The sequence below is a fragment of the Micromonospora sp. NPDC048909 genome, from assembly GCF_040649635.1.
GTDB lineage: Bacteria > Actinomycetota > Actinomycetes > Mycobacteriales > Micromonosporaceae > Micromonospora.
The window spans coordinates 198004-224234 of record NZ_JBEZFU010000009.1; the positions used below are offsets into that span (position 1 = coordinate 198004).

Here is a 26231-nt window from a genome sequence, read left to right on the forward strand (position 1 = left end):
GTCACTGTAGCCGCCTGATCCGGCCCGGTCAGCCCGTGACTGAGCTGCGGGAAAGTGTTCGCCGGCCGGGTGCCCGCCATTCACGGCCCGAGGGGCCGTGGTTAACCCGGGAGCGTCGGCCCGTTAACCCGCCGCGGTTAGCGTCTCGGTCCGGTCGGCCGGCCGAGGGCCGCCGTTTCATCCACGATCACGGGAGCACCAAATTGAGTGACTTGAATGGATCGTCCATTCTGATCACCGGGGGAACGGGTTCCTTCGGCAGGACCTTCCTCCGACACATCCTCGCCGAGGCCGACCCGGCCCGGGTGGTGGTCTTCTCCCGCGACGAGCTCAAGCAGTACGAGCTGCGCCAGCAGCTCGGCGACGACCCGCGGCTGCGCTGGTTCATCGGCGACATCCGGGACCGGCACCGGCTGACCCGGGCGATGCACGGCGTCGACCACGTGGTGCACGCCGCGGCGCTCAAGCAGGTGGACACGGCCGAGTACAACCCCTCGGAGTTCATCGCCACCAACATCACCGGCTCCCAGAACGTGGTCGACGCGGCGATCGAGGCCGGCGTGAAGAAGGTCGTCGCGCTCTCCACCGACAAGGCGTCCAGCCCGATCAACCTGTACGGCGCGACCAAGCTGGTCGGCGACAAGCTCTTCGTCTCCGCCAACCACTACGCCGCCCACCATCCGACCCGGTTCGCGGTGGTCCGCTACGGCAACGTCGTCGGCAGCCGCGGCTCGGTGGTCCCGCTGTTCCGCCGGCTGGCCGCCGAGGGCAAGAGCCTGCCGATCACCGACAAGCGGATGACCCGCTTCTGGATCACCCTGGAGCAGGCCGTCCAGTTCGTCATGGACTCGTTCGACCAGATGCAGGGTGGCGAGCTCTTCGTCCCGCGGATCCCCAGCATGCGGATCCTCGACCTGGTCGAGGCGGTCGCCCCGGACGCCACCACCCACGAGATCGGCATCCGGCCCGGCGAGAAGCTGCACGAGGAGATGATCGCGCCGGACGACAGCCGCCGGACGCTGCGGGCCAAGGACCGCTACATCGTCCAGCCCACCATCGCCGGCTGGGGCTACCAGCCGCCGGTGGACTGCGAGGCGGTGCCGGACGGCTTCGCCTACCAGTCGGACACCAACGACGAGTGGCTCACGGTCGAGCAGCTGCGCACCATGCTCGGCCTCAACGCGTGATGGCGATGCTCCCGTACGGCCGGCACTCGGTCGCCGAGGACGACATCCAGGCCGTGGCCGAGGTGCTGCGCGGCGACTGGCTCACCACCGGCCCGCAGGTCGACGGCTTCGAGGCCGACCTCGCCAAGGTGACCGGCGGGGCCGGGTGCGCGGCGGTCTCCAACGGCACCGCGGCGCTGCACGTGGCGTACGCGGCGGCCGGCGTCGGCCCGGGCGACGAGGTGATCGTCCCGCCGATGACCTTCGTGGCGACCGCCAGCAGCGCCGCCCTGCTCGGCGCGAAGATCGTCTTTGCCGACGTCGAGGAGGAGACCTTCACTCTCGACCCGGCAGCGGTGGCCGCCGCGACGACCTCCCGCACGAAGGTGGTCTCGGCCGTGGACTACGCCGGCCACCCGGCGGACTACGACGCGCTGCGCACCGCGATGGCCGGCTCGGACGCCCTACTGCTGGCCGACGCGGCGCACTCCATCGGGGCCACCTACCGGGGCCGGCCGGTCGGCTCGCTCGCCGACCTGACCACCTTCTCGTTCTTCCCGACCAAGCACCTCACCACCGCCGAGGGCGGCGCGGTCGCCGCGCCCGACCCGGAGCTGCTCAAGCGGGCCCGCCGGTTCCGCAACATCGGGCTGGTCCGCGAGCGCGACGAGCTGCGCTGGCCGGACGAGGGCGGATGGCACCAGGAGGTGCACGAGTTCGGGCTGAACTACCGGCTGCCGGACGTGCTCTGCGCGCTCGGCCGCAGCCAGTTGCGCCGGCTCGACGCGTTCCTCGCCCGCCGCGCCGAGTTGGTGGCCCGCTACGACGAGGCCCTGGCCGACCTGCCGGGCGTGCTGACCCCGGGACGCCACTCCTGGGCGGAGCCGGCCTGGCACCTCTACCCGATCCGGGTGCTCGACGGGCGTCGCCGCGAGGTCTACGACGCGATGCGCGCGGCCGGCATCGGCGTGCAGGTCAACTACATCCCGGTGCACTGGCACCCGGCCTTCGCCGACCTCGGCTACCGGCGCGGATCCTGCCCGGTCGCCGAGTCGTTCTATGGTCAGCAGCTCTCGCTGCCGCTCTACCCGACGTTGACCGACGCCGACCAGGACCGCGTCATCGACGCGCTGGGCGCGGCGCTGCGCGGCCGCCCGGCGAGGCCCGTCGCCGCCTGATGGGACGCTGATGCACCACGCCAACCACTTCTACGGCCACGCCCACGTACTGGCGCGCTACGCGGGACTGGGCGACGGCCACCCGCCGCGGATCAACGGGTACGTGCAGCACGGCTGGAACATCGGCGACGGGCTCGCCCCCGGCCACCCGTACGCCGAGGGAACGCCGAGCCTGCTCTGGTCGGAGCAGACCCGCCGGCGCGCCTGGTCGGTCGGCCGGCGCAACGTCGTCGTGATCGGCGCGCCCTTCGCGTACCTGCTGGCCATGCGGCCGGACGACCCGCCGGAGGCGGAGCGGGAGGGCACCATCTGGTACCCGTTCCACGGCTGGGAGGGTCAGCACGTCCGCGGCGACCACAAGGAGCTGATCGCCCGGATCCGGGACACCGAGCCGGGCCCGGTCACGGTCTGCCTCTACTGGCACGAGTTCGGCATGCGCCGGGTGCGCCGCCTCTACGAGAACGCCGGCTTCCGGGTGATCTGCCACGGCTATCGGGGCCACTGGTGGCGGGACACCGACCCGTACTTCCTCGACAAGCAGCTCACCGAGCTGCGCCGGCACCGCCGGGTGGCGTCGAACCGGCTGACCAGCGCGATCTTCTACGGCATCGCCGCCGGCTGCGAGCCTGCGGTCTACGGTGACCCGATGGTGCTCGCCAACGAGGACCCGACCTTCGGCGGGACCGCCCGGATCCGCCGCCAATGGCCGGAGCTGCACGGCGAGTCGGTGGATCTGCCGACCGCCGTCGCGATCGCCCGCGCCGAGTTGGGCACCGACCACCGCTGCACGCCGGCCGAGCTGCGCGAGCTGCTCGGGTGGGCGAACCTCCAGGAGGAACGAGTTGACCACTGAGACGGCGGCCGCCGACCGGATCGCGCTACCGGGCGGGGAGATGCTGGCCTGGTCCGACCTGCCGGAGAAGCGCCTCGTCGACGGCGGTCCGCTCGCCGCGCTGGCCGCCCGGATCGTGCCGGCCGGCGCCCGCGTGCTGCTGGCCGGGCCGCACGATCCCACGCTGCTCGACCGGCTGGGGCACGCCGAGGTGACCTGCCTGCTGCGCAGCTACCCGGACGGGGTGGCGCTGGCGGCGCGCAGCGCACGGGTGATGGTCGGTGGCCCGGCCGCGCTCCCGGACGACGAGCGCTTCGACGTGGTGATCGCCGGAGCCGGCCTGGATCCGGTCGAGTCGGTGGAGGGCGCCCGGCTGGGCTGGGGCGGCGTACTCGCCCGGCTGGCCGACGCGCTGCGCCCCGGCGGCACCCTGCTGCTGCGAATGGACAACCCGATCGGGCTGCACCGGCTGGTCGACACCGCCCCCTGGTACGCCCGGCGCGACGACGCCGCCTGGAGCATCCCCGGCGTGCTCGACGCCGAGCGCCCGGCGAACCGGGCGCAGCTGCGCGAGCGGCTCACCGAGGTCGGCCTCCGGCCCGGGCCGGCCTTCGCCGGATATCCCGACGCGGGCGCGGCGACCGCGCTGCTCGACGCCGACCAGCTGGAGTGGCGCACCGCGTCCGGATTCTTCGACGCCGTGCTGCACGGCGCCTGCGCCGACGGCTCCGCCGCCGCGACGGTGCTCCAGGACCCGGCCCGGCTGGCGGTCGACGCCCTGCACGCCGGGCAGGCCGCCGCGCTCGCCCCGGGCTGGCTGGTGCTCGCCCACCGGACGAACGACGTGACCCCGCTGGACGTGACCCCGGCCGCCGCCGCGCCGGCCGACCTGCCGGTGGCGATGGTGCAGACCGGACCGCCCGGCGCCGAGGTTCTGGAGGTGGTCGACGGACCGCTGGGCTGGCAGTGGCGGGTGACCGCCGCGGCCGGACGCGGCGAGGTGACGGCCGCCCCCTTCGCCAGTCGGGAGGCGGCGTACCGGGATCTGGCCGCGCTCGACGGGCAGCCGGTGCCCGAGGGTCGCCTGCTGCGCACCCTCCTGCTCGACGCCAGCCTGCGACGCGACCTGGACGCGCTGCGGCGGCTGCTGCACGGATACGCGCAGTGGCTGGCCGGGCACGCCGACTCGGACGGTCGGCTCGCCGGGGCGGTCGCGCTGGCCGGCGCCGACAACACGGTGGTCTTCGACGGCGGGTACGCGGTGCTCGACCCGAGCTGGCGGGCGAGCGAGCCGCTGCCGGGCGACGTCGTGCTCGCCCGCAGCCTGTGGCGGTTCGCCGCCACCCTACTGACCGGCGGCTACGCCCACCCCTGGGCGTCCACCCTGGACGTCGCCGGCCTGACCGTGGTGCTCGGCGGTCTCGCCGGACGCGACCTGGACCGGGCCACCGTCTCGGCGGCGGTGGAGACCGAGGCGGCGGTGACCGCCGCGCTGCGCGGACTGGACGCCGAGGGGCGGGTCACCCTGGCCACCGAGCTGAAGGCGGTCGAGCCGACCGACCCACCGGCCGGGCCGCGCAGCTACCAGCAGCTGCGCGAGGCGTGGCTGCGCCAGCGCGAGGAGCTGACCCGGCTCGCCGCGCTGCTCAAGTGGACCGAGGAGCTGCTGACCTCGCGGGAGCGGGCGCTGCGCCGGGCCGACGCCACGATCAACCTGCTCAGCGGCTCGCTGAGCTACCGGGTCGGCCGGCTGGCGATCACCCCGGCCCGGCTGGCCAAGCGGGGAGCCCGGGCCGCCAAGCGCCGGGCCCGCGAGGCGCTGACCCCGAAGCAGGAGGAGCAGCAGTGACCGACGCGACGAGGTCGGACCGTCCCGGCGCCACCGCCGCGCCGACCACCGGAGCGCAGCCGGGCGGTACGGCCCCGCACACCGACGGACTACGGATCGTGGGTGTGGTGCAGGCGCGGATGGGCTCGTCCCGGCTGCCCGGCAAGGTGCTGCGTCCGCTCGCCGGGCGCAGCGTGCTGGGCCGGGTGGTCCGGGCCGCCCAGGACAGCGGGGTGCTCGCCGACCTGGTGGTGGCCACCAGCACGGACAGCGTCGACGACGCGGTGGCGGCCGAGTGCGCCCGGCTCGGTGTGCCGTGCCACCGGGGCCCGGTCGACGACGTGCTGGCCCGGTTCATCGGCGCGCTGGACGCGCACCCCGGGGACGCGGTCATGCGTTTCACCGCCGACTGCCCGCTGCTCGACCCGGAGATCATCACGCTGGTGGCGTCGGTCTACCGGGCGGTGCCCGGGCTGGACTACGCCAGCACCTCGATCGCCCGCACCCTGCCCCGCGGGCTGGACGTCGAGATCATCCGCGCCGAGGCGCTGCGTACCCTCGACCGGCTCGCCACCGACCACCACCGGGTGCACGTCACCTCGTACGCGTACACCCACCCGGAGCTGTTCCGGGTGCTCGGCGTGACGCTGACCCCGGACCGCTCCGGTCTGCGGCTCACCCTCGACACCGACCGGGACTGGGCCCTGGTGCGGGCGGTGACCGACCACTTCGGTGACGTCAGCGTGCCACTGGCCAAGCTCGCGGACTGGCTGGACGGGCAGCCGGCGCTGCGCGCGCTGAACGCCGACGTACGCCAGAAGCAGCTGGAGGAGTCCTGAACACGGTACGGGTGGGGCTGCGCTGCGACGCCGGGCCGCGGCGCGGCGTCGGCCACCTGGTCCGGTCGCTGGCACTGGGTGAGGAGTTCCTGGCCCGCGGCGCGCGGGTTGAGATGTTCGGCTCGGTCGAGGGGGTCGGCTGGGCGGCCGCTCAGCTCGCGGCGCGCGGCATCCCGCTGCACCCCGGCCCGGCGACGCCCGCGGAGCTGGTCGAGACGGCCCGCCGGCACCGGCTGGACGTCATGGTCCTCGACTCCTACGAGCTGGACCCCGCCGGGGCGGGCGCGCTGCGCGCCGCCGGGGTGCGCACGGTGGCCATCATCGACGGCGACAGCCGGGGCCAGGACGCCGACCTCTACCTGGACCAGAACTTCGGCGCGGCGACGCCGGAGCTGCCCGGCCGGCTGCTGGCCGGTACGACCTACGCCCTGCTGCGCGACTCGGTGGTGACCGCCCGGCCGCCGTCGCCCCCGTCCCCCACCGTGTCCGGCCGCCCCCGGGTGCTCGCCTTCTTCGGCGGGACCGACGCGCTCGGCGCCGCCCCGGTGCTGACCCGGGTGCTGCTCTCCACCGGCCACCCGATGGAGCTGACCGTGGTGGTCGGCCGCCCGGAGATCGAGGCGGAGCTGGAGGACCTCGCCCCGGGACGCGGCCAGTTCGTACGCCCCGTCCCGCCCACCGACGAGTTGCCGGCGCTGATCCGGGCCGCGGACCTGGTGGTCAGCGCGGCCGGCACCTCCACCTGGGAACTCTGCTGCCTCGGCGCGCCCACGGCGCTGGTCTGCGTGGTCGACAACCAGCGCGAGTCGTACCACCGGGTGGTCCGGCACGGCCTGGTCGCCGGGCTCGGTGAGCTGCCCGAGCTGGCCGCCGGCGGGCTGGCCGGGCGCACCGCCCGGGCAGCGGCCGCGCGGACCGTGCACGGCCTGCTCGCCTCCCCCGAGCGGCGCGCCGCGCTCGCCGCCCGCGCGTGGGCGACGGTCGACGGGCAGGGCCGCGGCCGGGTTGTCGACGCCGTGCTCGAATCGTTGCGCGGAGCCGCCGTGACCGGCTGACAGCCGGTCGTACGGTTGTACGAAAGTGCTGCTAGGGTGGGCTCATGACGCCGGCCACCTACCAGCCGTCGATGCTCGACCTGACCGACGCCGGGCCGTCCCTGGCGCGGTTGCCGGGCGGGCTTCGTCGCCAGCAGCTGACCCGGGGCGCCTGGGTCGACCACCTGCCGGGCTGGGTGCGGGGCTCCGATCAGGTGCTCGACACCCTGCTGCACGAGGTGCCCTGGCGGGCCGAGCGCCGCACGATGTACGAGACCGAGGTCGACGTGCCGCGTCTGCTCTGCTGGTACGACGGCGATCGGCAGTTGCCGCACCCGGTGCTCACTGCGGCGCGGGCGGCGCTCACCCGGCACTACGCCGCCGAGCTGGGCGAGCCGTTCGTCACCGCCGGCATGTGCCTCTACCGCTCCGGGCGCGACAGCGTCGCCTGGCACGGCGACACCATCGGCCGCTCGGCGCACAGCGACACCATGGTGGCGATCGTCTCCTTCGGTTCGCCGCGGTCGCTGCTGCTGCGCCCGCGCGGCGGCGGGGCGAGTCTGCGCTTCCCCCTCGGCCACGGCGACCTGATCGTGATGGGCGGCTCCTGCCAGCGCACCTGGGAGCACACCATCCCCAAGACCGCGCGTCCGGTCGGCCCGCGGGTCAGCGTGCAGTTCCGGCCGGTCGGCGTCGCCTGACCGCTCCCCCGCTTCGCGGGCCGTGCCGGGCCGCTTCGCCGCCCGGGCCGCGCCCCGGGCCGGCTGCGCCCCGGGCGGGTTGCGCCCCGCGGTCAGAGCAGGCCGGCGAGCTTGTAGAGGACCAGCGAGCCGGCCACGGCGACGTTGAGGCTGTGCCCGTGCCCCACCATCGGGATCTCCACGGCGGCGTCCAGGCAGTCCAGCGCCTCGGGCGGGATGCCGGTCGCCTCGTGCCCGAGCACGACCACGGTGCGACCCCGGGCCGCCGGCAGGTCACCGAGGCGGACCGCCTCGTCGGCGAGTTCGACGCCGAGGATCCGGCTGCCGGCGGCCCGCTCGGCGGTCAGCCAGCGCAGCGGGCTCCCGACCCGGTGCACGCAGCCGGGCCGGCGCAGCGTGTTTCCTCGGGCCACCGCCTCGTCGACCCAGCGGAACGGCGGTACGGCGAGGCAGGCGCCGACGGCGTCGCAGGTGCGCAGCAGGGTGCCCAGATTGGCGCCGTGCAGCGGCCAGAGCGGAGCGGCGACGAGATGGTGCCAGCAGCGATGTGGGCGGGGTCGGCGGGCCGAGCGAAGCTCGCGTCGAGGCCGGACCCGGATGGCGGCGCTCACGCCGCGTAAGCGGCTCCGCCGCAGAAGAGATCGATCATTTGTGGGGTGCTTCGCGGCGCACCCGGGCCATCGACGAAGACAGGCTGGTTGATTGTAGACGCCCGCCTCTGCGCGATGACGTCTCGGAGCGGGCCGGCGGCCGGGCCATCCCGATCGCCCGGCGACCGCGGACGGTGGCGGTGCGGGGGCGTGCTAGAAACAACGCCCAGGGTCTCCTGCCCCCGTCCCGCTCCCCCGACGCGAAGGGCGTACCCGTGACCCTGCCCCCCACCAAACCCCGATCCCGCTGGTCCCCGTGGTCCCTGCACGGCGACGGCCGCGCGGTGAACCCCGGCGACGTGGTCCACCCCGACGAGCGGCTCTCCTGGCCACGCACGCTCGGCATCGGTGTGCAGCACGTGGTGGCGATGTTCGGCGCCACCTTCACGGTGCCTCTCATCACCGGCTTCCCGCCGGCCACCACGCTCTTCTTCTCCGGGCTGGGCACCCTGCTGTTCCTACTCGTCACCGGCAACCGACTGCCGTCGTACCTCGGCTCGTCGTTCGCCTTCATCGCGCCGGTGCTCGCCGCGAAGGCCGGTGGGGACATCGGCCCGGCTCTCGGCGCGATCCTCGTCGCCGGCGCGGCCCTGGCCGTGGTCGGGCTGGTGGTGCAGTTTGCCGGGTCGCGCTGGATCGACGCGCTGATGCCCCCGGTGGTGACCGGCGCCATCGTCGCGCTGATCGGGCTCAACCTGGCCCCGGTCGCCTGGGACGGTGGCGGCAGTGGCACGGGTGTGAAGGCACAGCCGCTGATCGCGGTGGTCACCCTCGCCGCGATCCTGCTCGCCACCGTGATCTTCCGCGGCTTCCTGGCCCGGCTGTCGATCCTGCTCGGCGTGCTGGTCGGCTGGCTGCTCGCGCTCGCCCTCGGCGAGCTGGACCCGGCGGCGGTCACCGGGCTGCGGGTGGCCGCCTGGGTCGGGCTGCCCGACTTCCACGCGCCGAGCTTCAGCCTGCGGGCCGTGGTGCTGGTCGTCCCGGTGGTCCTGGTGCTGATCGCGGAGAACGCGGGGCACGTCAAGGCGGTCGCGGCGATGACCGGTCGCAACCTCGACCGGGACATGGGCCGGGCGTTCCTGGGCGACGGTCTCGCCACCGTGCTCGCCGGCTCCGGCGGCGGGTCCGGCACCACCACGTACGCGGAGAACATCGGCGTGATGGCGGCGACCCGGGTCTACTCCACCGCCGCCTACTGGATCGCCGGCCTGACGGCGGTGCTGCTCGGGCTCAGCCCGAAGTTCGGCGCGCTGATCCTCACCGTGCCGGCCGGTGTCCTCGGCGGCGCCACCACCGCGCTCTACGGGCTGATCGCCATCCTGGGCGCCAGGATCTGGATCGAGAACCGGGTGGACTTCCACGACCCGGTGAACCTGATGACGGCCGCCGTGGCGGTGATCATCGGCGCGGCGAACTACACCCTCACCTCGGGCGACCTGTCGTTCAACGGGATCGCCCTCGGTACCGCCGCCGCCCTGGTGATCTACCACGGCATGCGCCTGATCGCCCGCCTCCGGAAGACCACCCCCGCCTCCCGCCGAGGCCCCGAACCCGAACTCTGACCCGCCCCACCCACCTTGTTGATCATGAGTTCTCGGCGCCGGCGCGTCACGGCAACAACTTCATGATCAACGCCAGACCGCGGGCGCCCCGGACCAGTCGGTCCGGGGCGCCGTGTCGGTGCGGAGGGCGGGGCGTCAGTCGCGTTCGACCTGGTGGCCGATGACGGTGGGGCCGAGCATGACGGCGAAGCCGGAGCCGTCGCGGCGCGGGTCCGCCGCCGGCAGCTCGACCGGCTCGCCGTGGGCGGTGGCACCGACCGGGCGCGCACCGACCCAGCCGACCACCACGTCGGTCTCGCCCTTGAGAAAGCGCTGGGCGCGCACCCCGGCAGTCGCCCGCCCCTTGGCCGGGTAGGCCTTGAACGGCGTCACCTTGACCGTCGCCCCGGTGGAGGTGACCACCATCGGCTCACCGTGCTTCGGATCGTCGGTGCGGATCGCGCCGAAGAAGACCACCTTGGCCGTGCCGGGCAGGTTGATGCCGGCCATCCCGCCACCCCGGATGCCCTGCGGGCGGACCAGCGTGGCCGGGAAGCGCAGCAGCGACGCCTCGGAGCTGATGAAGGTGAGCTGCTCGGCGCCGTCGGTCAGCCAGGTCGCCCCGACCACCTCGTCACCCTCGCGGAGGCTGATCACCTCGAACTCGTCGGAGCGGACGGGCCACTCCGGCGAGCAGACCTTCACCACACCCTGCCGGGTGCCGAGCGCCAGACCCGGCGAGCCGTCCGCGCCCGAGCCGAGCGGCGCCAGGCCCACCACGGTCTCACCCGGCTCCAGCGGCACCAGTTCGGCGGCGGACATGCCGCCGCGCAGCGACACCGTGCCGGCCTGCTCCGGCAGCACCGGCAGCGGCAACACGTCGATCTTGAAAGCCCGGCCGGCGCTGGTCACCAGGAGCACCCGACCCCGGGCGGTCGAGTGCACGACGGCACGCACGGTGTCGTGCTTGACCCGGCCGTGCCGGCGACGCCCCTCGGCGGACTCCTCGGACTCGGCCGCGGTGCGGGCGACCAGACCCGTCGCGGAGAGGATCACCTGACACGGGTCGTCGGCGACCTCCAGCGGACCGGCCGGCACGGACGCGGCCAGCACCTCCTTGAGGTCACCGTCGACCAAGGTGGTGCGGCGCGCCGCGCCGAGCTGCTTCGCCACGGCGGCCAGCTCGTCGGAGACCACCTTCCGGAGCACCTTCGGGTCGTCGAGGATGGTGCTCAGTTCGGCGATCTCCCGACGCAGCCGCTCCTGTTCGGACTCCAGCTCCAACCGGTCGTACTTGGTGAGCCGGCGCAGCGGAGTGTCCAGGATGTAGGTCGCCTGGATCTCGGAGAGCTTGAACCGCTGCATCAGGCCGTCCTTGGCGGCCTGGGCGTCCTCGCTGGCCCGGATCAGCTTGACCACCTTGTCGATGTCGAGCAGGGCGATCAGCAGACCGTCGACCAGGTGCAGGCGCTCCTCGCGCTTACGGCGGCGGTAGGCGGTGCGCCGGGTCACCACCTCGTAGCGGTGCGCCAGGAAGACCTCCAGCAGCGCCTTCAGCCCGAGGGTCTGCGGCTGCCCGTCGACCAGCACCAGGTTGTTGACGCCGAAGGACTGCTCCAGCGGGGTGAGCCGGTAGAGGTCGGCGAGCAGCGCCTGCGGGTTGACCCCGACCTTGCACTCGATGACCAGCCGGGTGCCGCTCTCGCGGTCGGTGAGGTCCTTGACGTCGGCGATGCCGGTGAGCCGCTTGGTCTTGGTGACCTCGTTGGTGATCGCCGCGATGACCTTCTCGGCGCCGACGCCGTAGGGCAGCTCGACCACGGTGATCGCCTGCCGGCCCCGGCTGCCCTCCAACGGGCCGATCTCCACCTTGCCGCGCATCCGGACCACGCCACGCCCGGTCTCGTAGGCCCGCCGGACCTCGTCGAGGCCGAGCAGCAGGCCACCGGTGGGCAGGTCGGGGCCGGGGACGAACTCCATGAGCTTGTCCAGCGGGGCGTCCGGGTGGTTGATCAGCCAGCGGGCCGCCGTCACGACCTCACCCAGGTTGTGCGGGATCATGTTGGTGGCCATCCCGACCGCGATCCCGGACGCGCCGTTGACCAGCAGGTTGGGGAAGGCGGCCGGCAGCACGGTCGGCTGGGTCAGCGAGCCGTCGTAGTTCGGCTCGAGGTCGACGGTCTCCTCACCCAGCTCGCCGACGAGCAACATCGCCTCGCGGGACATCCGCGCCTCGGTGTAACGCGACGCGGCCGGGCCGTCGTCGGGCGAGCCGAAGTTGCCGTGCCCGTCGATCAGTGGCGCGTTGAGCGAGAAGTCCTGCGCCAGCCGGACCATCGCGTCGTAGATGGCCGTGTCGCCGTGCGGGTGGTACTTGCCCATCACGTCGCCGACGATCCGGGCGGACTTCACGTGGCCCCGGTCGGGGCGGTGCCCCTGCTCGTACATCGACCAGAGGATGCGCCGGTGCACCGGCTTCAGGCCGTCACGGGCATCCGGCAGGGCGCGGGAGTGGATGACCGAGAAGGCGTACTCCAGGTAGGAGTCGGAGACCTCGGTGACCAGCGGGTTGTCGAAGACCCGCGCGCCGGCCTGGTCGAACGCGGAGAGGTCGACCTTGGTTTCCTTGCGGCGTGCCATGACTCAGCTTTCCCCTCGACCGAACCGGGTGCTCCCGTTCACGCTGCCCTCGCTCATGCGTCGATCGCCTCCCGGTCGACCCGGTCGGCGGAGTCGATCAGCCAGTTGCGGCGTGGCTCGACCTTCTCGCCCATCAGCAGGTCGAGGATCCGCTCGGCGGCGTCGACGTCGTCGAGGGTGATCCGGCGCACCGCCCGGGTCGCCGGGTTCATCGTGGTCTCCCACAACTCGTCGGCGTCCATCTCACCGAGACCCTTGAAGCGCGGGATCGGGGTGACGATCTGCTTGCCGGACTTCTCCAGCTTGCGGACCGTCGCCTCCATCTCGGCCTGGGTGTAGGTGTAAATCGTCTGCGGGTTGCGCCCCTTGGTGGTGATCTTGTGCAACGGCGGCATCGCGGCGAAGAGCCGGCCCGCCTCGATCAACGGTCGCATGTAGCGGGCGAAGAGCGTGATCAGCAACGTACGGATGTGCGCGCCGTCGACGTCGGCGTCCGCCATGATCAGGACCCGGCCGTAGCGCAGCGCCGAGAGATCGAAGGTACGGCCCGAGCCCGCCCCGAGCACCTGCACGATCGCCGCGCACTCGGCGTTGTCGAGCACCTGCTGGAGGTTGGCCTTCTGGACGTTGAGGATCTTGCCCCGGATCGGCAGCAACGCCTGGTATTCCGAGGAGCGGGCGAGGCGCCCGGTGCCCAGGGCGCTGTCGCCCTCGACGATGAACAGCTCGCTGCGCTCGATGCCCGCCGCGCGGCAGTCGACCAGCTTGGCCGGCATCGACGCCCCTTCCAGGGCGGTCTTGCGCCGGGCGGCGTCCTTCTGCTGCTTCTGGGTCAGCCGCACCCGGGCCGCGTCGACGATCTTCTGCAGCACCGTGCGGGCCTCGGCCTTGGTCTTCCGGTCTTCCAGCCAGGCCTTGAGGTGCTGCTCGACCACGCCCTGGATCACCTTGGTGATGCCGGCGGTGGAGAGCTCGTCCTTGGTCTGCGAGGTGAACTGCGGCTCCGGGATCCGCACGTGCACCACCGCGGTCATCCCCTCCAGGACGTCGTCCAGGGTCGGGGGCTCCTCCTTGGCCTTGAGCAGGCCGCGGGTGTTGCGGACGGCCTCGGCGAGGGTCCGTGCCAGGGCCCGCTCGAAGCCCTTGCGGTGGGTGCCGCCGTGCGCGTTGCGGATGGTGTTGGTGAAGCACTCCACGGTGCGCTCGTAGCCGGTGCCCCAGCGGAAGGCCACCTCGACCTCGGCACGGCGCTGCACGTTGGACTGCATGACGCCGTTGGCGTCGGCGGCGTTCTCGCGGTAGCTGCCCTCGCCAATGACCAGCAGGGTGCCCGAGACCGGGCGGTCGCCCGCAGGCGCGAGGAACTCCACCATGTCGGTCAGGCCGTTGGGGTAGTGGAAGCGCTCCTCGGTCGGCGCCTCGCCGGTCCGGTCGCGCAGCAGGTAACTCACGCCGGGGACCAGGAAGGCCGTGTTACGCAGCTTCGTGCGGACCGCGTCGGTGTCCAGCGCGGCGCCGGTCTCGAAGTAGCGGGGGTCGTACCAGTAGCGGATCGACGTGCCGGTGCGCTGGCCGCGCTTCATGCCGCCGACCACCTGCAGGCCCGGGCCGGCGGTGAACGCGGCGTCCGGGCCGTCGCCGTCGAAGATCCCGGGCACGCCGTGCCGGAACGACATCGCGTGGGTCTTGCCGGCGCGGCGGACGGTCACGTCGAACCGACGGGAGAGCGCGTTGACCGCCGAGGCGCCCACACCGTGCAGGCCGCCGGAGGTCTTGTAGCCGGAGCCGCCGAACTTGCCGCCGGCGTGCAGCCGGGTGAGCACCAGCTCGACACCGGAGATGCCGGACTTGGCGTGCACGTCGGTCGGGATGCCCCGGCCGTCGTCGTCGACCTGCACCGAGCCGTCGGCGTGCAGCGTCACCTCGACCTTGGTGGCGTGACCGGCGACACCCTCGTCGGTGGAGTTGTCGAGGATCTCGTTGACTAGGTGACCCACGCCACGGCTGTCGGTGGAGCCGATGTACATCCCGGGGCGCTTGCGGACGGCGTCCAGCCCCTCGAGGTGCGTGAGGTCGTCGGCCCCGTAGAGGGTCTCAGGCGATGCGGTCAACTGGTCGTACTCCCCGGTCTCGGCGGTGTGGTGCCGCTCACCGGCGGGCCTCGCCGGCGCGGCGCGCCGCAGCGAGCCTAGCCCGATGCCCCGACAAGCCCGTGGCACCCCGCGCGACCCGCCGCGTCCGGACGTGAACGCCGGCCGCGAACGTGGGTGACCGGCGCGGAGTGCGGCGCCCACGGGTCCAACGCCGGGCGCACTCCCCGGATTCCGGCGCGGGCGGCTGTCTCCCGGGTACGGGCGGCCCGCGGGGACGAGCACGCCGGCCGGCGGCCGCTACGCTGACCGGCGTTGGCGGGCGGCGGGAGACGACGTGGACGAGGACGAGGCGACCAGCCGACTGTCGGCCGAGTCACTGGCCGCGGGCGATCCGACCGGCTGGTTCGAGCGGCTCTACACCGAGGCCGAGCGGGGTGAGTCCGCGGTGCCGTGGGACCGGGGTTCGCCGCACGGGCTGCTGGTCGAGTGGGTGGCGGCGCACGGCGTGACCGGCGCCGGCCGGCGCGCGGTGGTGGTGGGCTGCGGCTACGGCCGGGACGCGGAGTTCATGGCCGGGCTCGGCTTCGACACCACCGCCTTCGACATCTCCCCCACCGCGGTGCGGGTGGCCCGGGAGCGGCACCCCGGCTCGCCGGTCGACTACCGCACCGCGGACCTGCTCGACCCGCCCGCCGCCTGGCGACACGGGTTCGACCTGGTGCTGGAGAGCATGAACGTGCAGGCACTGCCGCCGCAGCTCCGCTCCGGCGCGTTCGCCGCGGTCGGCGAGCTGGTCGCCCCGGGTGGCACGCTGCTGGTGATCGCCGCCGGCCGGGCCGACGACGAGGAGCCGCCGGTGGCCCCGCCGTGGCCGCTGACCCGGGCGGAGGTCGACGCCTTCGCCGGATCGGGGCTCACGCCGCTGCGGGTCGAGGAGATCACCGACGGCGAGGGCGTACGCCGCTGGCGCGCCCGGTTCCACCGCGCCGCCTGATCCCACTCCCCCAAGCCGAGGCCCGGGGCCGCAGCCCGCGCCGGACAGACGCCTGACGGGCAAACTCCGGCGGCCCGGTGCCGGGCCGCGCCCGGGATCGACGCCGGCCCCACAGCGCCGCCACGCTTTCTCCCACGATGCGCGGGCGGCCGCCGCCAGCGCTCCGGGCGGATGTGTCAGTCATCGAAAGATTCCGTGACGAACCATTGACGTCCGTCAGCAGCGGGTGATCTGATCGCGCTCTCCCGGAGAATCTTTCATATTTCGATGGACGGATGGGAGACGTATGTCCAGGTTCCGCCGTAGCACGTTGCTGGCGGCGCTCGCCGTCGCCACGGCCGCCCTGTCGACCGCCGTGGCGCTGCCCGCCCCGGCCTCGGCCGCGCTGCCCACCGCCGCGATCGCCCTCGGGGACAGCTTCATCAGCGGCGAGGGCGCCGGGGCGTACACCCCGGTGGTGGACGTCAACGGCGTCGCCCAGGGCTTCCCTGGGTGGACGGCGCCGAACAGCAACGCGTACTTCTGCCACCGCTCGGCCAACGCCTCGCTGCACCGTGCGACGCTGCCCGGCATCCAGAACCGGTTCAACCTGGCCTGCTCCGGAGGGCAGCCGCACGACATGGCCGCCGCGTCGTCGGCGCGGACCAACGGCCGTCAGGTGGCCGCCCAGCTCGACCAGCTCCGCGCTGTGGCGCAGACCAACGACATCGACCTGGTCCTGCTCGGGCTCGGCTCGAACAACAGCTCGTTCACCTTCGGCAACGTGGCCGAGAAGTGCGCCAACCGGTTCATCGCCGACGCCTGGACGGGCTGGTGGGAGTTCTGGGCGTACCTGAACGGCCCGGTACCGCAGGAGCCGTGCAGCGACGCCGACCTGGCCACCGCGGCGCAGTTCAGCGCCGCGACCGCGGAGACCACCGCCGCGGTACGCCAGCTGCTGACCACCCTGGACCAGGTGGACGCGGACGGCCAGCACCGGATCGTCTTCCAGGACTACACCAACCCGCTGCCGCCGGAGCTCTACTCGAGCTTCCACGAGGAGGACAGCCGGGACGACACCCGGGACAAGTTCCGGGCGCTCGGCGCCGAGCGCTACGCCGCCGGCTGCCCGATCCACCGGGCCAGCCTGGCTCCCGGTCACCGCTTCTCGCAGGGCCTGGGCACCCTGGTGAAGTCCACCCGGGACACCCTCGCGGCCGAGTTCCCCGCCGACGACCTGGTCTACCTGAACGTGCAGCGGGCCTTCGACGGCGCCCGGCTCTGCGAGACCGCGACCAGCCCGAGCGGGGCGCTGGCCACGCCCATCCGCCTGCAGAACAGCCCGCCGAACGGCACCTTCGTGACCAGTCTCAGCGGCAAGGACAAGATCGCCATCCAGAAGATCGCGAACACCTGCGCCACCTACTTCCAGACCTGCCAGGAGTCCTGGCACCCGAATGGCACCGGGCACCAGGTGCTCGGCCAGTGCCTGACCGGCGCCGCCACCACGGCCGCCCGCGCGGTCTCCTGCGTCCGCGCCAGCAACGGGTCGATCACCGTCTCCTGACCCGGGTTCGACGAGGGCCTCGCCGAGCCGGCGGGGCCCTCGTCGTACGGTCACGCGTCGTCGCGCCAGCTACCCGCCGGTAGCTTCCCGTCGTACGCTGAGCCGGTGAGCGCAGCCGCCGAGTACACCCAGGAGTTCGTCGACGTCGACGGCGAGCGGATCGGGGTGCAGGTCTATCCCGAGCCGGACCAGCCGGACGCGCCGGTGGTGCTGGTCTGGCCGGCGATGGGGGTGCGGGCCCGCTACTACCGGCCACTGGCCGCCGCGTTGCGCGCGGCCGGCCTGGCCGTGGTCGTCGCCGACCTGCGCGGCACCGGGGCCAGCACACCGGCGCCGAGCCGGCGGTCCCGCTACGGCTACGCCGAACTGGCCGGCGACGTCGGCGCCGTGCTGGAGGCGCTCAAGCCCCGGCTGGACGGGCGAACCCGGCTGCTGCTCGGGCACTCGCTCGGCGGCCAGGCGGTGCTGCTGCACCTCGCGCTGCACGGCCAGGACGCGGTGGACGGGCTGGCGCTGGTGGCCGTCGGCATCCCCCACTGGCGCAGCTACCCCGGCCGACGGGGGTACGGCGTGCTGCCGTACACCCAGGGCATCGCCGCCACCGCGGCGCTGCTCGGAGTCTGGCCGGGTTGGGGCTTCGGTGGCCGGCAGGCGCGCGGGGTCATCCGGGACTGGGCGCACACCGCGCGGACCGGGCGCTTCCCCCGGCTCGACGGGGTGGACGCCGAGGCCGCGGTGCGCGGGCTGCGCATCCCGGTGCTCGCGATCAGCGTGGACGACGACCAGTACACGCCGCACGCCACCATGGACCACCTCTGCGCCAAGCTGACCGCGGCCCCGGTGCTCCGTGAGCACTACACCGTGGCGGACGCCGGCGCCCCGCTGGACCACTTCACCTGGGTACGCGCGGCGGCGCCGCTGGCCGGACGGGTGGCCGCCTTCGCCGCCGGCCTGCCGCGGCGGCGCTAGACCTCACTCCTCCGGATCGAGCGGCACCAACTCCCCGTCCCGCTCCACCCGGATCTCCCCGTGGTCCCGCCGCGGCGGCACCTCGGCGGTGGTCCGCTTCGGGTCGTTGCCCGGGTGCATCAGCACCGCGTCGGTCTCCGGGGTCTTCTCCCGGCTCTCCTCGGGCTGGCTCATCCCCGTTCCCCCTCCTCGTGGCTGAGGACTGCTCTACCCCCGCAGGCCCGGACGACTCCTGCCGCCGCCGCTACGACCCGTACGAGCCGGCTGTCCCGCCTGTCCCCCGCCCGGAGGTCTCGGCGGGTGACGGACGGGGTTAGCCGCGCGGGCGGTGGGTATGCCGCACCGCCCGACACGGCGGAAGGGGATCAGATGTCCGAACGGCATACCGCACTGCGCTCGATGCACGATCTGGGTCTGGCGGCCTGGTTCGGCGGCTCTCTGATGGGGGCGCTCGGGGTCAACGGCGCGGCGGCGAAAATCAGTGACGCGACCCAGCGCCTCCCGGTCGCCTCGATGGGCTGGTCCCGGTGGACGCCAGTCAACGCGGCCGCCATCGGCGCGCACCTGGCCGGGGCGGTCGGCGAACTGGTCACCGAGAGCCCTCGGGTGGCCAGCCAGGCCGGCGTGGCCCGGGCCAGCACGATCAAGACAGCGCTGACCGTGGGCGCGCTCGCGATCACCGGCTACAGCCGACTGCTCGGCATGCGGCTGCAGAAGGCCGGTGGACCGCCGGTGGACGGCATCACCGAGCCGAACCACCAGACGCCGAGCAAGGTCGCCGCCAACCAGCGGCAGATGAAGCTGCTCCAGTGGGCGGTCCCGGCGATGACCGGCGCGCTGGTGGTGGTGACCGCGTACATGAGCGAGCAGCAGAAGCCGGGCCAGATGTGGCGCGGGATGCTGGGCAGGGCCGGTGGGCTGATCAGCGCGCCGAAGGGGGTGGCCAAGGTCGCCGGCCTGGGCATGGCCGCCAAGAAGCCGATGGCGATGTCCGGCCGCTGAAACGGCCGGCGCGACCGGCACCCCGCCGACTCCTCGGGTGGGGTGCCGGCCGGCGTCCGCCGGCAACCGGCCACGCCCGTCCCGACCGGTGTCCGCCCTCGCGGCTCAGCGGGCATGACCGGCGCGGTGACGGGCAATCAGCGCCGGTACCGGCGGACCGAGCAGCGAGGTGGACATGACGGCGGACAAGGGACGCAGTGGGACTCCGCGCGATCCGGAGGTGACGGTCCCGTGGGGCACCCGGGACGTCTACGACACGGAGCCGCCCTGGGGCTCGGACGAGGACTCGCCGATGGACGAGGGCAGCGAGGAGACCGCGGTGCCGGAGGGACGACGCGGTGAACGCCGGGCCGGAGCGCCGGCCGGGCCGTCCGGGCCGCAGGGTCGGCACGGGTTCGGCTCGGTCGAGCCCACCCGGCTGACGGAGGCCGGGCCGGGGGCACCGCCGGACCCGACGCCGCCCAGCCGGTCCTTCCCGGACGACGCGGACATCGACGAGCGGGCGCAGGACGCCTTCCGCGCCCGGGGCCGCCGCACCACCTGAGGCCCCGCCGGGAGCGGTCCGGCCCGGGACACCCGACCGTCGATCCCGGACGGTCACGGGCGCGGCCGGGCGACGGCGTCAGCTCGCGGCGCCGGCCGCGGTGGGACGAGCGTGGCCGGCGCCGGCCAGCAGCGCCGCCAACTGCTCCGCGTCCCGCTGGGCCTGCCCGGCACAGCAGTTGTTGAACAGCACGTGCAGCTCGTCGGCGTGGCTGGCCAGCTCCGTCAGCAGCTCGGACCAGGAACGCAGCTCCCGGTCACCGTAGGCGTAGCGGAACCGCTCCTGCTTGTCGCCGCTCTCCCAGGCGTCGCTGTGCCCGTGGAACCGGACCACCGCCGGCTGCGCGGTGGCGACCAGGATCGGCGGGACCGACGACGGATGCCCCTGCGGCATGTCGACACAGACCAGGCTCAGCTCGTGCGTGCGCAGGAACTCCAGGGTGTCCAGGGCGGACCGGCCGTCGAACCAGGACCCGTGCCGCAGCTCCACCCCGACCCGCCACGGACGGCACCGCTCGGCCAGCTCGGCGATGCGCCGCTCGGCGGCGGCTCCGCGCACCAGCCACGGCGGGAACTGGAGCAGCACGGCGCCGAGCTTGCCGGCCGCCGCGATCGGGTCCAGCGCCGCGCGGAACCGGGCCCACAGCTCCTCGTACGCCGGGGCGGGCAGGTCACGACGGCGGATCCGGCTCGGGCCGCCGGCCGGTCGCAGGTCGCGCGGGAGGGCGGCGACGGGCGTCGGTTGCCCGGTGAACAGGCTGAACGCCTTGACGTCGAAGGTGAACACCGCCGGGGTGGCGTCCACCCAGCCCTGGGTGGTCTCCGGCGCCGGCACCGCGTAGTACGAGGTGTCCACCTCGACCAGTCCGAAGCGCTCGGCGTAGTAGTGCAACCGGCCGGCGGGCGTGTTCACCGAGCGGGGGTACCAGCCCGAGCGCAGCAGTGACTGATCGGCCCAGGACGACGTGCCCACCCGAATCACACCCATGTCATTCAGTTCACCCCCTTCGGCCGGGATCGGCAACCGGTGCGCCCGCGCTGGCCCGACCGCCAGCCGCGCGGGACACCGAAATGTCGGTGCCCGGTCCTAGGCTCGGCGTGGTCCACCACCAGTGAAGGGCGGCGTCCATGACCATCTCCGAGCAGGTCGGCACCAGCGAGCAGGCCGATCTCCTGCTGTCGCTCCACCGCCACCGCGGCTTCCTGCGCCAGACCGTCGAGGGGCTCACCGACGAGCAGGCCGCCGCCCGCACCACGGTCAGCGAGCTCTGCCTCGGCGGCCTGATCAAGCACGTGGCGCTCACCGAGCGAAGCTGGCTGCGGTTCGCGGTCGGCGGCGCCGAGGCCATGCAGTCCGAGCCGGTCGACTGGGTCGGCCAGTTCCAGATGCAGGAGGGTGAGACCCTCGCCGGTCTCCTCGACGAATACGCCCGGGTGGCCGCGCAGACGGACGAGCTGGTCGCCACGCTCGACCTCGACGCCGCACACCCGCTGCCGGTGGCCCCGTGGTTCGAGCCGGGGGTGAGCTGGTCGGTGCGACGGGTGGTGCTGCACGTCATCGCCGAGACCGCCCAGCATGCCGGGCACGCCGACATCCTGCGCGAGTCGATCGACGGCGCCAAGACCATGGGCTGACCCCCCGCATCCAGGCCCGGCCACCGCCGCCGACTCCGGTCCCGGAGCCGCGGCGTGCGATGTGACGTCCCACCGGCGCCCGGCGCTGAGGGACACGAGATGAATGCACACCGGATGGACCCGGAGACCGTCGAGCGCCTGCTCGGCGGTCCCGTCGTTGACCACGATGGCCTGCGCCCGCTCGTGCTGCTCCTGACGGCCCTACGCGCCGCGCCGCGCCCCGGTGAGCTCGACGGTGAGCACGCCGCCGTGCAGGCGTTCCACCGCGCCCTCGCCGCGCCCGCCGACCCGCCGCGACGCAGGCGGGCCACCACGGTCCGGATGGGCCTGCGGGCCGCCCTGGCCACGCTCGCCCTCGCCGCCACCGGCGGGGTCGCGCTCGCCGCCACCGGCACGTTGCCGGGCGCGCCGCCGGAGCCGACCACCACCGTTCCCGCGCCGTCCGCCTCACCCGGTCAGCGCTCCCCCGGCGGCAGCCCGGGGCCCGAAGCGGGTCCGGGCACGACTGGCCGCCCGACTCCCGCCGCTGCCGTCGTCGGTCTCTGCCGGGCCTACCGGGGGGAGACCGGTGACAACCGCGGCCGGGCGCTGGAGAGTCCCGCCTTCGCCGGCCTGGTCAGCGCAGCCGGTGGCCCTGGCCGGGTAGCCGACTACTGCGACCAGGTGTTCGCCGACGAGCGATCCCACGGCAAGCCCTCGGACCGGCCGGTGGTTCCGGCCCACCCGAGCAGCCGACCGACCAAGCCGCCGAACGAGCCGCCGGGGCGTCCCGACGAACCGGGCGACGGCGAACGGCGGCCGCCGAGCGCAGGGCGGAAGACCCCTGCCGCCGACGGTCGTTCGAGCACTGGCGCAGCTGGCCCACGGACGAGCAGCAGGCCGTCGAGGCGTACCTGGACGCCTGGTGGCGACGGACTCTCAGCGACTTTCCGGCGCCGGTCGAGGTGACCGACGTGCTCGCCGCGATCGGCGCCACCGGGGTGGACCTGCGGCCGTATCTGTCGACGTAGGCAAACGACGGCGGCCAGCCCGCCGCCCGGCATCTGGCCGAGCATCTCGCGTACTGGCAGCCCGACGACCCGCGGCCCTGGGCGCGGGCGGTACGCGCCTGGCACGCCAGCGCCGTGCCGGCCCGGGTGCTGGAGGCGGCGCTGCTCGTGACGGATGACCTGACGGTCGCCGAGGAGATCTCCGCCGGGTACGACGTGCCCGCGCCGTGGTGGCCGATCCGCTGAGCCGGCGGTGCGCCCGCCGCTGGTCAGCGCAGCCGGGGTCGACTCTCCCGGGGGGAGGCGGCCCGATCCCGCCCGTACGCGTCGGAGTGCCCCCAGCGGCCCGGGATGTCCAGCAGCTCGATTCGCCCGAAACCGGGCGGCAGGCTCGGGTTGACCAGCAGGTTGTCCCCGATCGGCCGCAGTCCGAGCAGGGCGCCGAGCAGCATCAGCAGCCCGCCCGCCGACCAGGACTGGGGGCGGCCGGCGGCCGGCAGCTGGACCGGATACTTGGTGAACTCCCGCTCGTAACCGGCGACCAGCTCCGGCACCGAGCCGCCGAGCGTGTGCGCCATGTCGAAGATGCCCGCGGCGATCTGGGCGGCCTCGGCGTCCCGCCGGTAGTGCCGAAGCCCGGCGACGATCAGCGCGTTGTCCGACGGCCACACCGCCCCCAGGTGCGAGCCGACCGGGTTGTAGCAGTGCTGCCCAACGGCCAGGGTCCGCACCCCCCAGCCGGAGAAGAGCTCCGGGCCGACCAGGTGCGCGGCGAGGGCCGGGGCGCGCTCGTCGTCGACGATCCCACTCCACAACAGATGTCCCATGTTGGACGACAGCGCGTCCACCGGTGTCCCGTCCGGTTCCAGGGCGAGCGCGTAGTACTCCCGGTGCGGCAGCCAGAAGTCCCGGTTGAACCGCTGCTTCAGCTCCGCAGCCTCCCGCTCCAGCCGGTCGGCGTACGCCGGGTCGTCCCAGAACTCCCGGGCCAGCCGGGCTCCGCGCCGCTTCGCGTCGTACGCGTACCCCTGCAACTCGCAGGTCGCCCGGGGCAGACCGGGCGTGCGGCCGTCGGCGTATCTGATCGCGTCCGGCGAGTTCTTCCAGCCCTGGTTGACGGTGCCGTGCCGGTCGTTGCGCGTCTGGTAGCGCAGGTAGCCGTCGCCGGTCATGTCGCCGTAGTCGTCGATCCAGTCCAGCGCCATCCGGGCCGGATGCCGCAGCTCCCGCACCAGATCGGCGTCGCCCGACCAGCGCTCGTACTCGTCGAGCAGCACCACGAAGAGCGGGGTGGTGTCCGCCGCGCCGTAGTAGAGGGAGGTCGGCCGGTCGCCGAACGCGGCCGACTCGCCGTAGCGCAGCTCGGAGAGGATCTTGCCCGGCTCCTCGTCGTGCTCGTCGTCGAGCCGGCCGCCCTGCAGATTGGCGAGCATGCGAAGTGTGGCCGGCGTCAGCTCGGGGGTGAACGCGATGCTCTGCAGGCAGGTGAGCAGGCTGTCGCGCCCGTACAGCGCCATCGCCCAGGGCAGGCCACCGATCGGCACCCGGCCGGGGTTCACCAGCGGCACGTACCGCAGCGACGCCAGGTCGGTGAGGCTGCGCACGTACGACGCGGCCAACTCCCTCCGCTCGGTGATCAGTTGCGGCGCCCGGTCCAGCCAGTCCTGCAGGTCCTCGCGCATGCCCCGGCGCACCATGTCCCGGTGCGACTCCAGGCTGGCCCGCAGGTCCCGCCCGCCCTCACCGTGGATCGTCATCCCGACGTGCAGGTCGGTGACCCAACTGCCCTCCGGTTCGACCCGGATCCGGAACGTCATCCCACCCTGGTCCACGTCGACCGGCGCGGTGCTGGTCACCGTGGCTTCCCGGGTGAAGCGCTCCCGCTGGTAGCGCAGCCGGAACTGGTGCCGCTCCTGATCCGCGGTGACCACGACGGTGCGCTGGCGCGGCTGCCGGATCTCCGCGGTGTCGGCGAAGTCGCTGCCGATGTCCAGCCGGACGGTGAGCTCGACCGGTTCGGCCGAGTGGTTGAGCAGCGTGATCCGCTCGTTGAAGCTGTCGTCGATGGATCGGTGCCGGATCAGCGAGATGTCCGCGTCGACGTAGTGGCTCGCCTTCCCGGGCACCAGGAAGAACCGGGTCTCGAAGTAGGTCATGTCGTCGCGGGAGAGCGCGTTGAGCCGCTCCCCGTCGACGCTGAGCACCCAGTGGGACAGGAACCGGGTGTCGAACGAGAAGACCCCGATCGGGTGGCGCGGGTCGACCTCCATGTCACCCTGCGCGTCACTGACCGCGAAGGCGTTCCCCGCGATCACGCAAACCGGCTGCTGCGGCATCACCGCTCGTCCCGTCCGCCGCTGCGCTCCGGCCCACCGCGGCGCTCGGACCCTGCGGTGCGCTGCCGGCCGAGCGCGCGCGGGTGCCGGGCGTCCGGCGAACCGGGGAAGATCCGCCGGAGCAGCAGAAGCAGCCGGATGTTGCCCTGCACGGTCAGGTCGTTGCGCAGCAGTGCACTGGACACGTGCGTCTGCCCGGCCGCCAGCTGGTCGAAGACCGTCCGGTCGGCCCGGACCACCAGGTCGGCGCCCTCGGCTGACCGGCTCACCTCGACGTGCTGGTCCGCGACGGTGAGGTACCAGCTCTCGGTGGTGCCGTTCTCGTGCGCGTCCAGCCGCAGCGTCCCGGCGGTCCGCTCCGGTAGCTCCGGTCGCCGGCCGGGCGCCAGCCCTTGCAGATAGTCCCGCGCCGTGCTCGCCATCGGCCCTCCCCTCGTCCTCGGAGGGTCGCACCGGCCAGGGTGAGCCGGCCTCACCCGGACCGGGTGGTCCGACGCGGACGGGCGCCACCCGCCCCGCCTCGCCTCGGTATAGCGGGAACGACCGGCCGCCCACCTCGGTGCCCCCGGGAGCGGTCAGCCGACCTCGACGAGGCCACGGGCGTAGGCGGCCTGTCCGACGTGCTGGAGATCGTCCTCGGCCACGCTGACCAACCGGACGCCGAGGGTCACCGGTGGATCCCACGCCTCGTCGACCACCCGGTCCAGGTCCGCCGGGCGCAGACCGGCCAGGAAGTCCCGGGTCCGGGCGTGCACCGTCTCGTAGTAGTCGAGCAGCGCCCGCGCGCTCTCCGGCCGGACGGCGGCCACCTGCTCGGCAGTGTGCCCGTAGCCGGTGTCGCCCGGATCGCTGGTGAGACCGAAGCGCGCGGCCCAGTCGCCGGTGGTCCACACCTGCTCCGTCCCGATCAGGTCGGCGACGTGGTCGTCCTGGACCCGGGTCAGGTGCCAGACCAGCCAGCCCACCGGGTTGGCGCCCGGCCCGGGAGCCTGACGCAGCTGCTCCGGGCTGAGCCCGTCGACCGCCGCGCGGACCAGGTCGGGCAGCCGGTCGTATGTCTCGGTCAGCAGTTCACTCACGTCCACTCGGGTCACGCCTCCTGTAGTCGCCCCCGCTGGCAGAGGTACCGCCACCGGCGACGGTCAAACCTGACCGCTACCGTGATCATGTGGTCGCGGCGCTGGAGCTCTACCTGGACACCGACGCCACCCGGCGGATCCGGGTGCTGTGGGACGCGTTGGAATCCGAGGGTGTGCAGAGCATGCGCTCCCTGCTGGAACAGCGGCACCGCCCGCACGTCTCGCTCGCGGTGGCGCCGAGCTTCGACCCGGAGCGGGTCAGCGCGGCGCTGCGCGACACGGTGGTTGCCGCGCCGTTGCGGTTGTCGTTCCAGCACGCCGGGCAGTTCGTCGGCCGGGTGCTCTGGCTCGGGGCGACGCCCACCGCCGAGCTGCTCGCCCACCACCGGGAGGTGCACGCCCGGCTCGCCGCGGCCGGCATCACCCTGGTCGAGCACTACCAGCCCGGGCGGTGGGTACCGCACTGCACGCTGTCGATGCGGGTACCGAACACGTTGATGGCCGCCGCGGTGCGGCGCTGCCTGGAGGTGTTGCCGGTGGAGGCGACCGTGGTCGGCGCGGCGCTCACCGACCACGCCCGGGGCATCTCCTGCCCGCTGCCCTGAACGCGGCGTGGGCTGGAGAAGAGTCGGGTAA

24 protein-coding genes are annotated in these 26231 nt (G+C 73.6%); 16 read left to right on the plus strand and 8 right to left on the minus strand.

Translation table 11 applies throughout. From position 1 onward, the window contains the following. The first annotated feature begins 203 nt into the window (after positions 1-203). From pseB to AB0C04_RS23810, 7 genes are all read left to right on the plus strand, one after another. Positions 204-1187, plus strand: a complete 984-nt coding sequence (gene pseB / locus AB0C04_RS23780; protein ID WP_357058146.1) for a UDP-N-acetylglucosamine 4,6-dehydratase (inverting) — start codon at positions 204-206, stop codon at positions 1185-1187. Between the two features lie 5 nt (positions 1188-1192). Then, positions 1193-2344, plus strand: coding sequence for an aminotransferase class I/II-fold pyridoxal phosphate-dependent enzyme (locus tag AB0C04_RS23785; RefSeq protein ID WP_357058272.1), 1152 nt, complete (start codon positions 1193-1195; stop codon positions 2342-2344). Positions 2345-2354: 10 nt separating this feature from the next. After that, on the plus strand, positions 2355-3197 hold the full coding sequence (locus AB0C04_RS23790) for a hypothetical protein (RefSeq protein ID WP_350873155.1): 843 nt from the start codon (positions 2355-2357) through the stop codon (positions 3195-3197). Then, complete coding sequence (locus AB0C04_RS23795; protein ID WP_357058149.1) at positions 3187-5025, plus strand: class I SAM-dependent methyltransferase; 1839 nt, start codon at positions 3187-3189, stop codon at positions 5023-5025. Before AB0C04_RS23790 ends, AB0C04_RS23795 begins: the two co-directional genes overlap by 11 nt. A gap of 95 nt (positions 5026-5120) precedes the next feature. Then, positions 5121-5843 carry a glycosyltransferase family protein gene (locus AB0C04_RS23800; protein WP_357058274.1) on the plus strand — a complete coding sequence of 241 codons (723 nt, stop codon included), beginning with the start codon at positions 5121-5123 and terminating at the stop codon, positions 5841-5843. Next, positions 5840-6898 (plus strand): spore coat protein, encoded by a 1059-nt coding sequence (locus tag AB0C04_RS23805; protein ID WP_357058276.1) that lies wholly within the window; start codon positions 5840-5842, stop codon positions 6896-6898. Before AB0C04_RS23800 ends, AB0C04_RS23805 begins: the two co-directional genes overlap by 4 nt. 44 nt (positions 6899-6942) lie before the next feature. Continuing rightward, positions 6943-7578, plus strand: coding sequence for an alpha-ketoglutarate-dependent dioxygenase AlkB (locus tag AB0C04_RS23810; RefSeq protein WP_357058151.1), 636 nt, complete (start codon positions 6943-6945; stop codon positions 7576-7578). 92 nt (positions 7579-7670) lie between these two features. Here the strand turns inward: AB0C04_RS23810 and AB0C04_RS23815 are convergent, their stop codons facing one another. Beyond that, entirely contained in the window at positions 7671-8189 is a 519-nt protein-coding gene (locus tag AB0C04_RS23815; protein WP_357058153.1) for a TrmH family RNA methyltransferase, read from the minus strand. 254 nt (positions 8190-8443) lie between these two features. Between AB0C04_RS23815 and AB0C04_RS23820 the strand changes: the two genes are divergently transcribed. Beyond that, positions 8444-9790 (plus strand): solute carrier family 23 protein, encoded by a 1347-nt coding sequence (locus AB0C04_RS23820; RefSeq protein ID WP_357058155.1) that lies wholly within the window; start codon positions 8444-8446, stop codon positions 9788-9790. A gap of 135 nt (positions 9791-9925) precedes the next feature. Here the strand turns inward: AB0C04_RS23820 and AB0C04_RS23825 are convergent, their stop codons facing one another. Then, on the minus strand, positions 9926-12409 hold the full coding sequence (locus AB0C04_RS23825; protein WP_357058157.1) for a DNA topoisomerase IV subunit A: 2484 nt from the start codon (positions 12407-12409) through the stop codon (positions 9926-9928). Between the two features lie 53 nt (positions 12410-12462). Beyond that, entirely contained in the window at positions 12463-14520 is a 2058-nt protein-coding gene (locus AB0C04_RS23830; protein ID WP_357058159.1) for a DNA topoisomerase IV subunit B, read from the minus strand. A gap of 316 nt (positions 14521-14836) precedes the next feature. On the opposite strand from AB0C04_RS23830, the gene AB0C04_RS23835 reads away from it, so the two are divergent. The 3 genes from AB0C04_RS23835 to AB0C04_RS23845 all read left to right on the plus strand — a co-directional run bounded on the left by AB0C04_RS23835 (position 14837) and on the right by AB0C04_RS23845 (position 18011). After that, complete coding sequence (locus AB0C04_RS23835) at positions 14837-15496, plus strand: class I SAM-dependent methyltransferase (RefSeq protein ID WP_357058161.1); 660 nt, start codon at positions 14837-14839, stop codon at positions 15494-15496. 286 nt (positions 15497-15782) lie between these two features. Further along, on the plus strand, positions 15783-17042 hold the full coding sequence (locus tag AB0C04_RS23840) for a hypothetical protein (protein WP_357058163.1): 1260 nt from the start codon (positions 15783-15785) through the stop codon (positions 17040-17042). Between the two features lie 105 nt (positions 17043-17147). Then, positions 17148-18011, plus strand: coding sequence for an alpha/beta fold hydrolase (locus tag AB0C04_RS23845; RefSeq protein WP_357058165.1), 864 nt, complete (start codon positions 17148-17150; stop codon positions 18009-18011). 3 nt (positions 18012-18014) lie between these two features. Here AB0C04_RS23845 and AB0C04_RS23850 read toward each other — a convergent pair whose 3' ends face one another. Next, positions 18015-18185 (minus strand): hypothetical protein, encoded by a 171-nt coding sequence (locus AB0C04_RS23850; RefSeq protein ID WP_357058167.1) that lies wholly within the window; start codon positions 18183-18185, stop codon positions 18015-18017. Positions 18186-18380: 195 nt separating this feature from the next. On the opposite strand from AB0C04_RS23850, the gene AB0C04_RS23855 reads away from it, so the two are divergent. Together AB0C04_RS23855 and AB0C04_RS23860 are read left to right on the plus strand one after the other, a co-directional pair. Continuing rightward, positions 18381-19013, plus strand: coding sequence for a hypothetical protein (locus tag AB0C04_RS23855; protein ID WP_357058169.1), 633 nt, complete (start codon positions 18381-18383; stop codon positions 19011-19013). A 175-nt stretch (positions 19014-19188) separates the two neighbouring features. After that, on the plus strand, positions 19189-19557 hold the full coding sequence (locus AB0C04_RS23860) for a hypothetical protein (RefSeq protein ID WP_357058171.1): 369 nt from the start codon (positions 19189-19191) through the stop codon (positions 19555-19557). Positions 19558-19635: 78 nt separating this feature from the next. Here the strand turns inward: AB0C04_RS23860 and AB0C04_RS23865 are convergent, their stop codons facing one another. Next, positions 19636-20544 carry a DUF72 domain-containing protein gene (locus AB0C04_RS23865; protein WP_357058173.1) on the minus strand — a complete coding sequence of 303 codons (909 nt, stop codon included), beginning with the start codon at positions 20542-20544 and terminating at the stop codon, positions 19636-19638. A 140-nt stretch (positions 20545-20684) separates the two neighbouring features. Between AB0C04_RS23865 and AB0C04_RS23870 the strand changes: the two genes are divergently transcribed. Continuing rightward, positions 20685-21191: a DinB family protein gene (locus AB0C04_RS23870; RefSeq protein ID WP_357058174.1), complete on the plus strand. Its 507-nt coding sequence runs from the start codon at positions 20685-20687 to the stop codon at positions 21189-21191. Between the two features lie 99 nt (positions 21192-21290). Continuing rightward, positions 21291-22139: a hypothetical protein gene (locus AB0C04_RS23875; protein WP_357058176.1), complete on the plus strand. Its 849-nt coding sequence runs from the start codon at positions 21291-21293 to the stop codon at positions 22137-22139. Positions 22140-22449: 310 nt separating this feature from the next. Here AB0C04_RS23875 and AB0C04_RS23880 read toward each other — a convergent pair whose 3' ends face one another. The 3 genes from AB0C04_RS23880 to AB0C04_RS23890 all read right to left on the minus strand — a co-directional run bounded on the left by AB0C04_RS23880 (position 22450) and on the right by AB0C04_RS23890 (position 25601). Then, entirely contained in the window at positions 22450-24516 is a 2067-nt protein-coding gene (locus AB0C04_RS23880; RefSeq protein ID WP_357058178.1) for a glycogen debranching N-terminal domain-containing protein, read from the minus strand. Next, positions 24516-24938: an SCP2 sterol-binding domain-containing protein gene (locus tag AB0C04_RS23885; RefSeq protein ID WP_357058180.1), complete on the minus strand. Its 423-nt coding sequence runs from the start codon at positions 24936-24938 to the stop codon at positions 24516-24518. Before AB0C04_RS23885 ends, AB0C04_RS23880 begins: the two co-directional genes overlap by 1 nt. A 153-nt stretch (positions 24939-25091) precedes the next feature. Continuing rightward, positions 25092-25601, minus strand: a complete 510-nt coding sequence (locus AB0C04_RS23890) for a DinB family protein (protein WP_357058278.1) — start codon at positions 25599-25601, stop codon at positions 25092-25094. An 83-nt stretch (positions 25602-25684) separates the two neighbouring features. Between AB0C04_RS23890 and AB0C04_RS23895 the strand changes: the two genes are divergently transcribed. Beyond that, positions 25685-26200: a 2'-5' RNA ligase family protein gene (locus AB0C04_RS23895; RefSeq protein WP_350873173.1), complete on the plus strand. Its 516-nt coding sequence runs from the start codon at positions 25685-25687 to the stop codon at positions 26198-26200. The last annotated feature ends 31 nt before the right edge of the window (positions 26201-26231 follow it).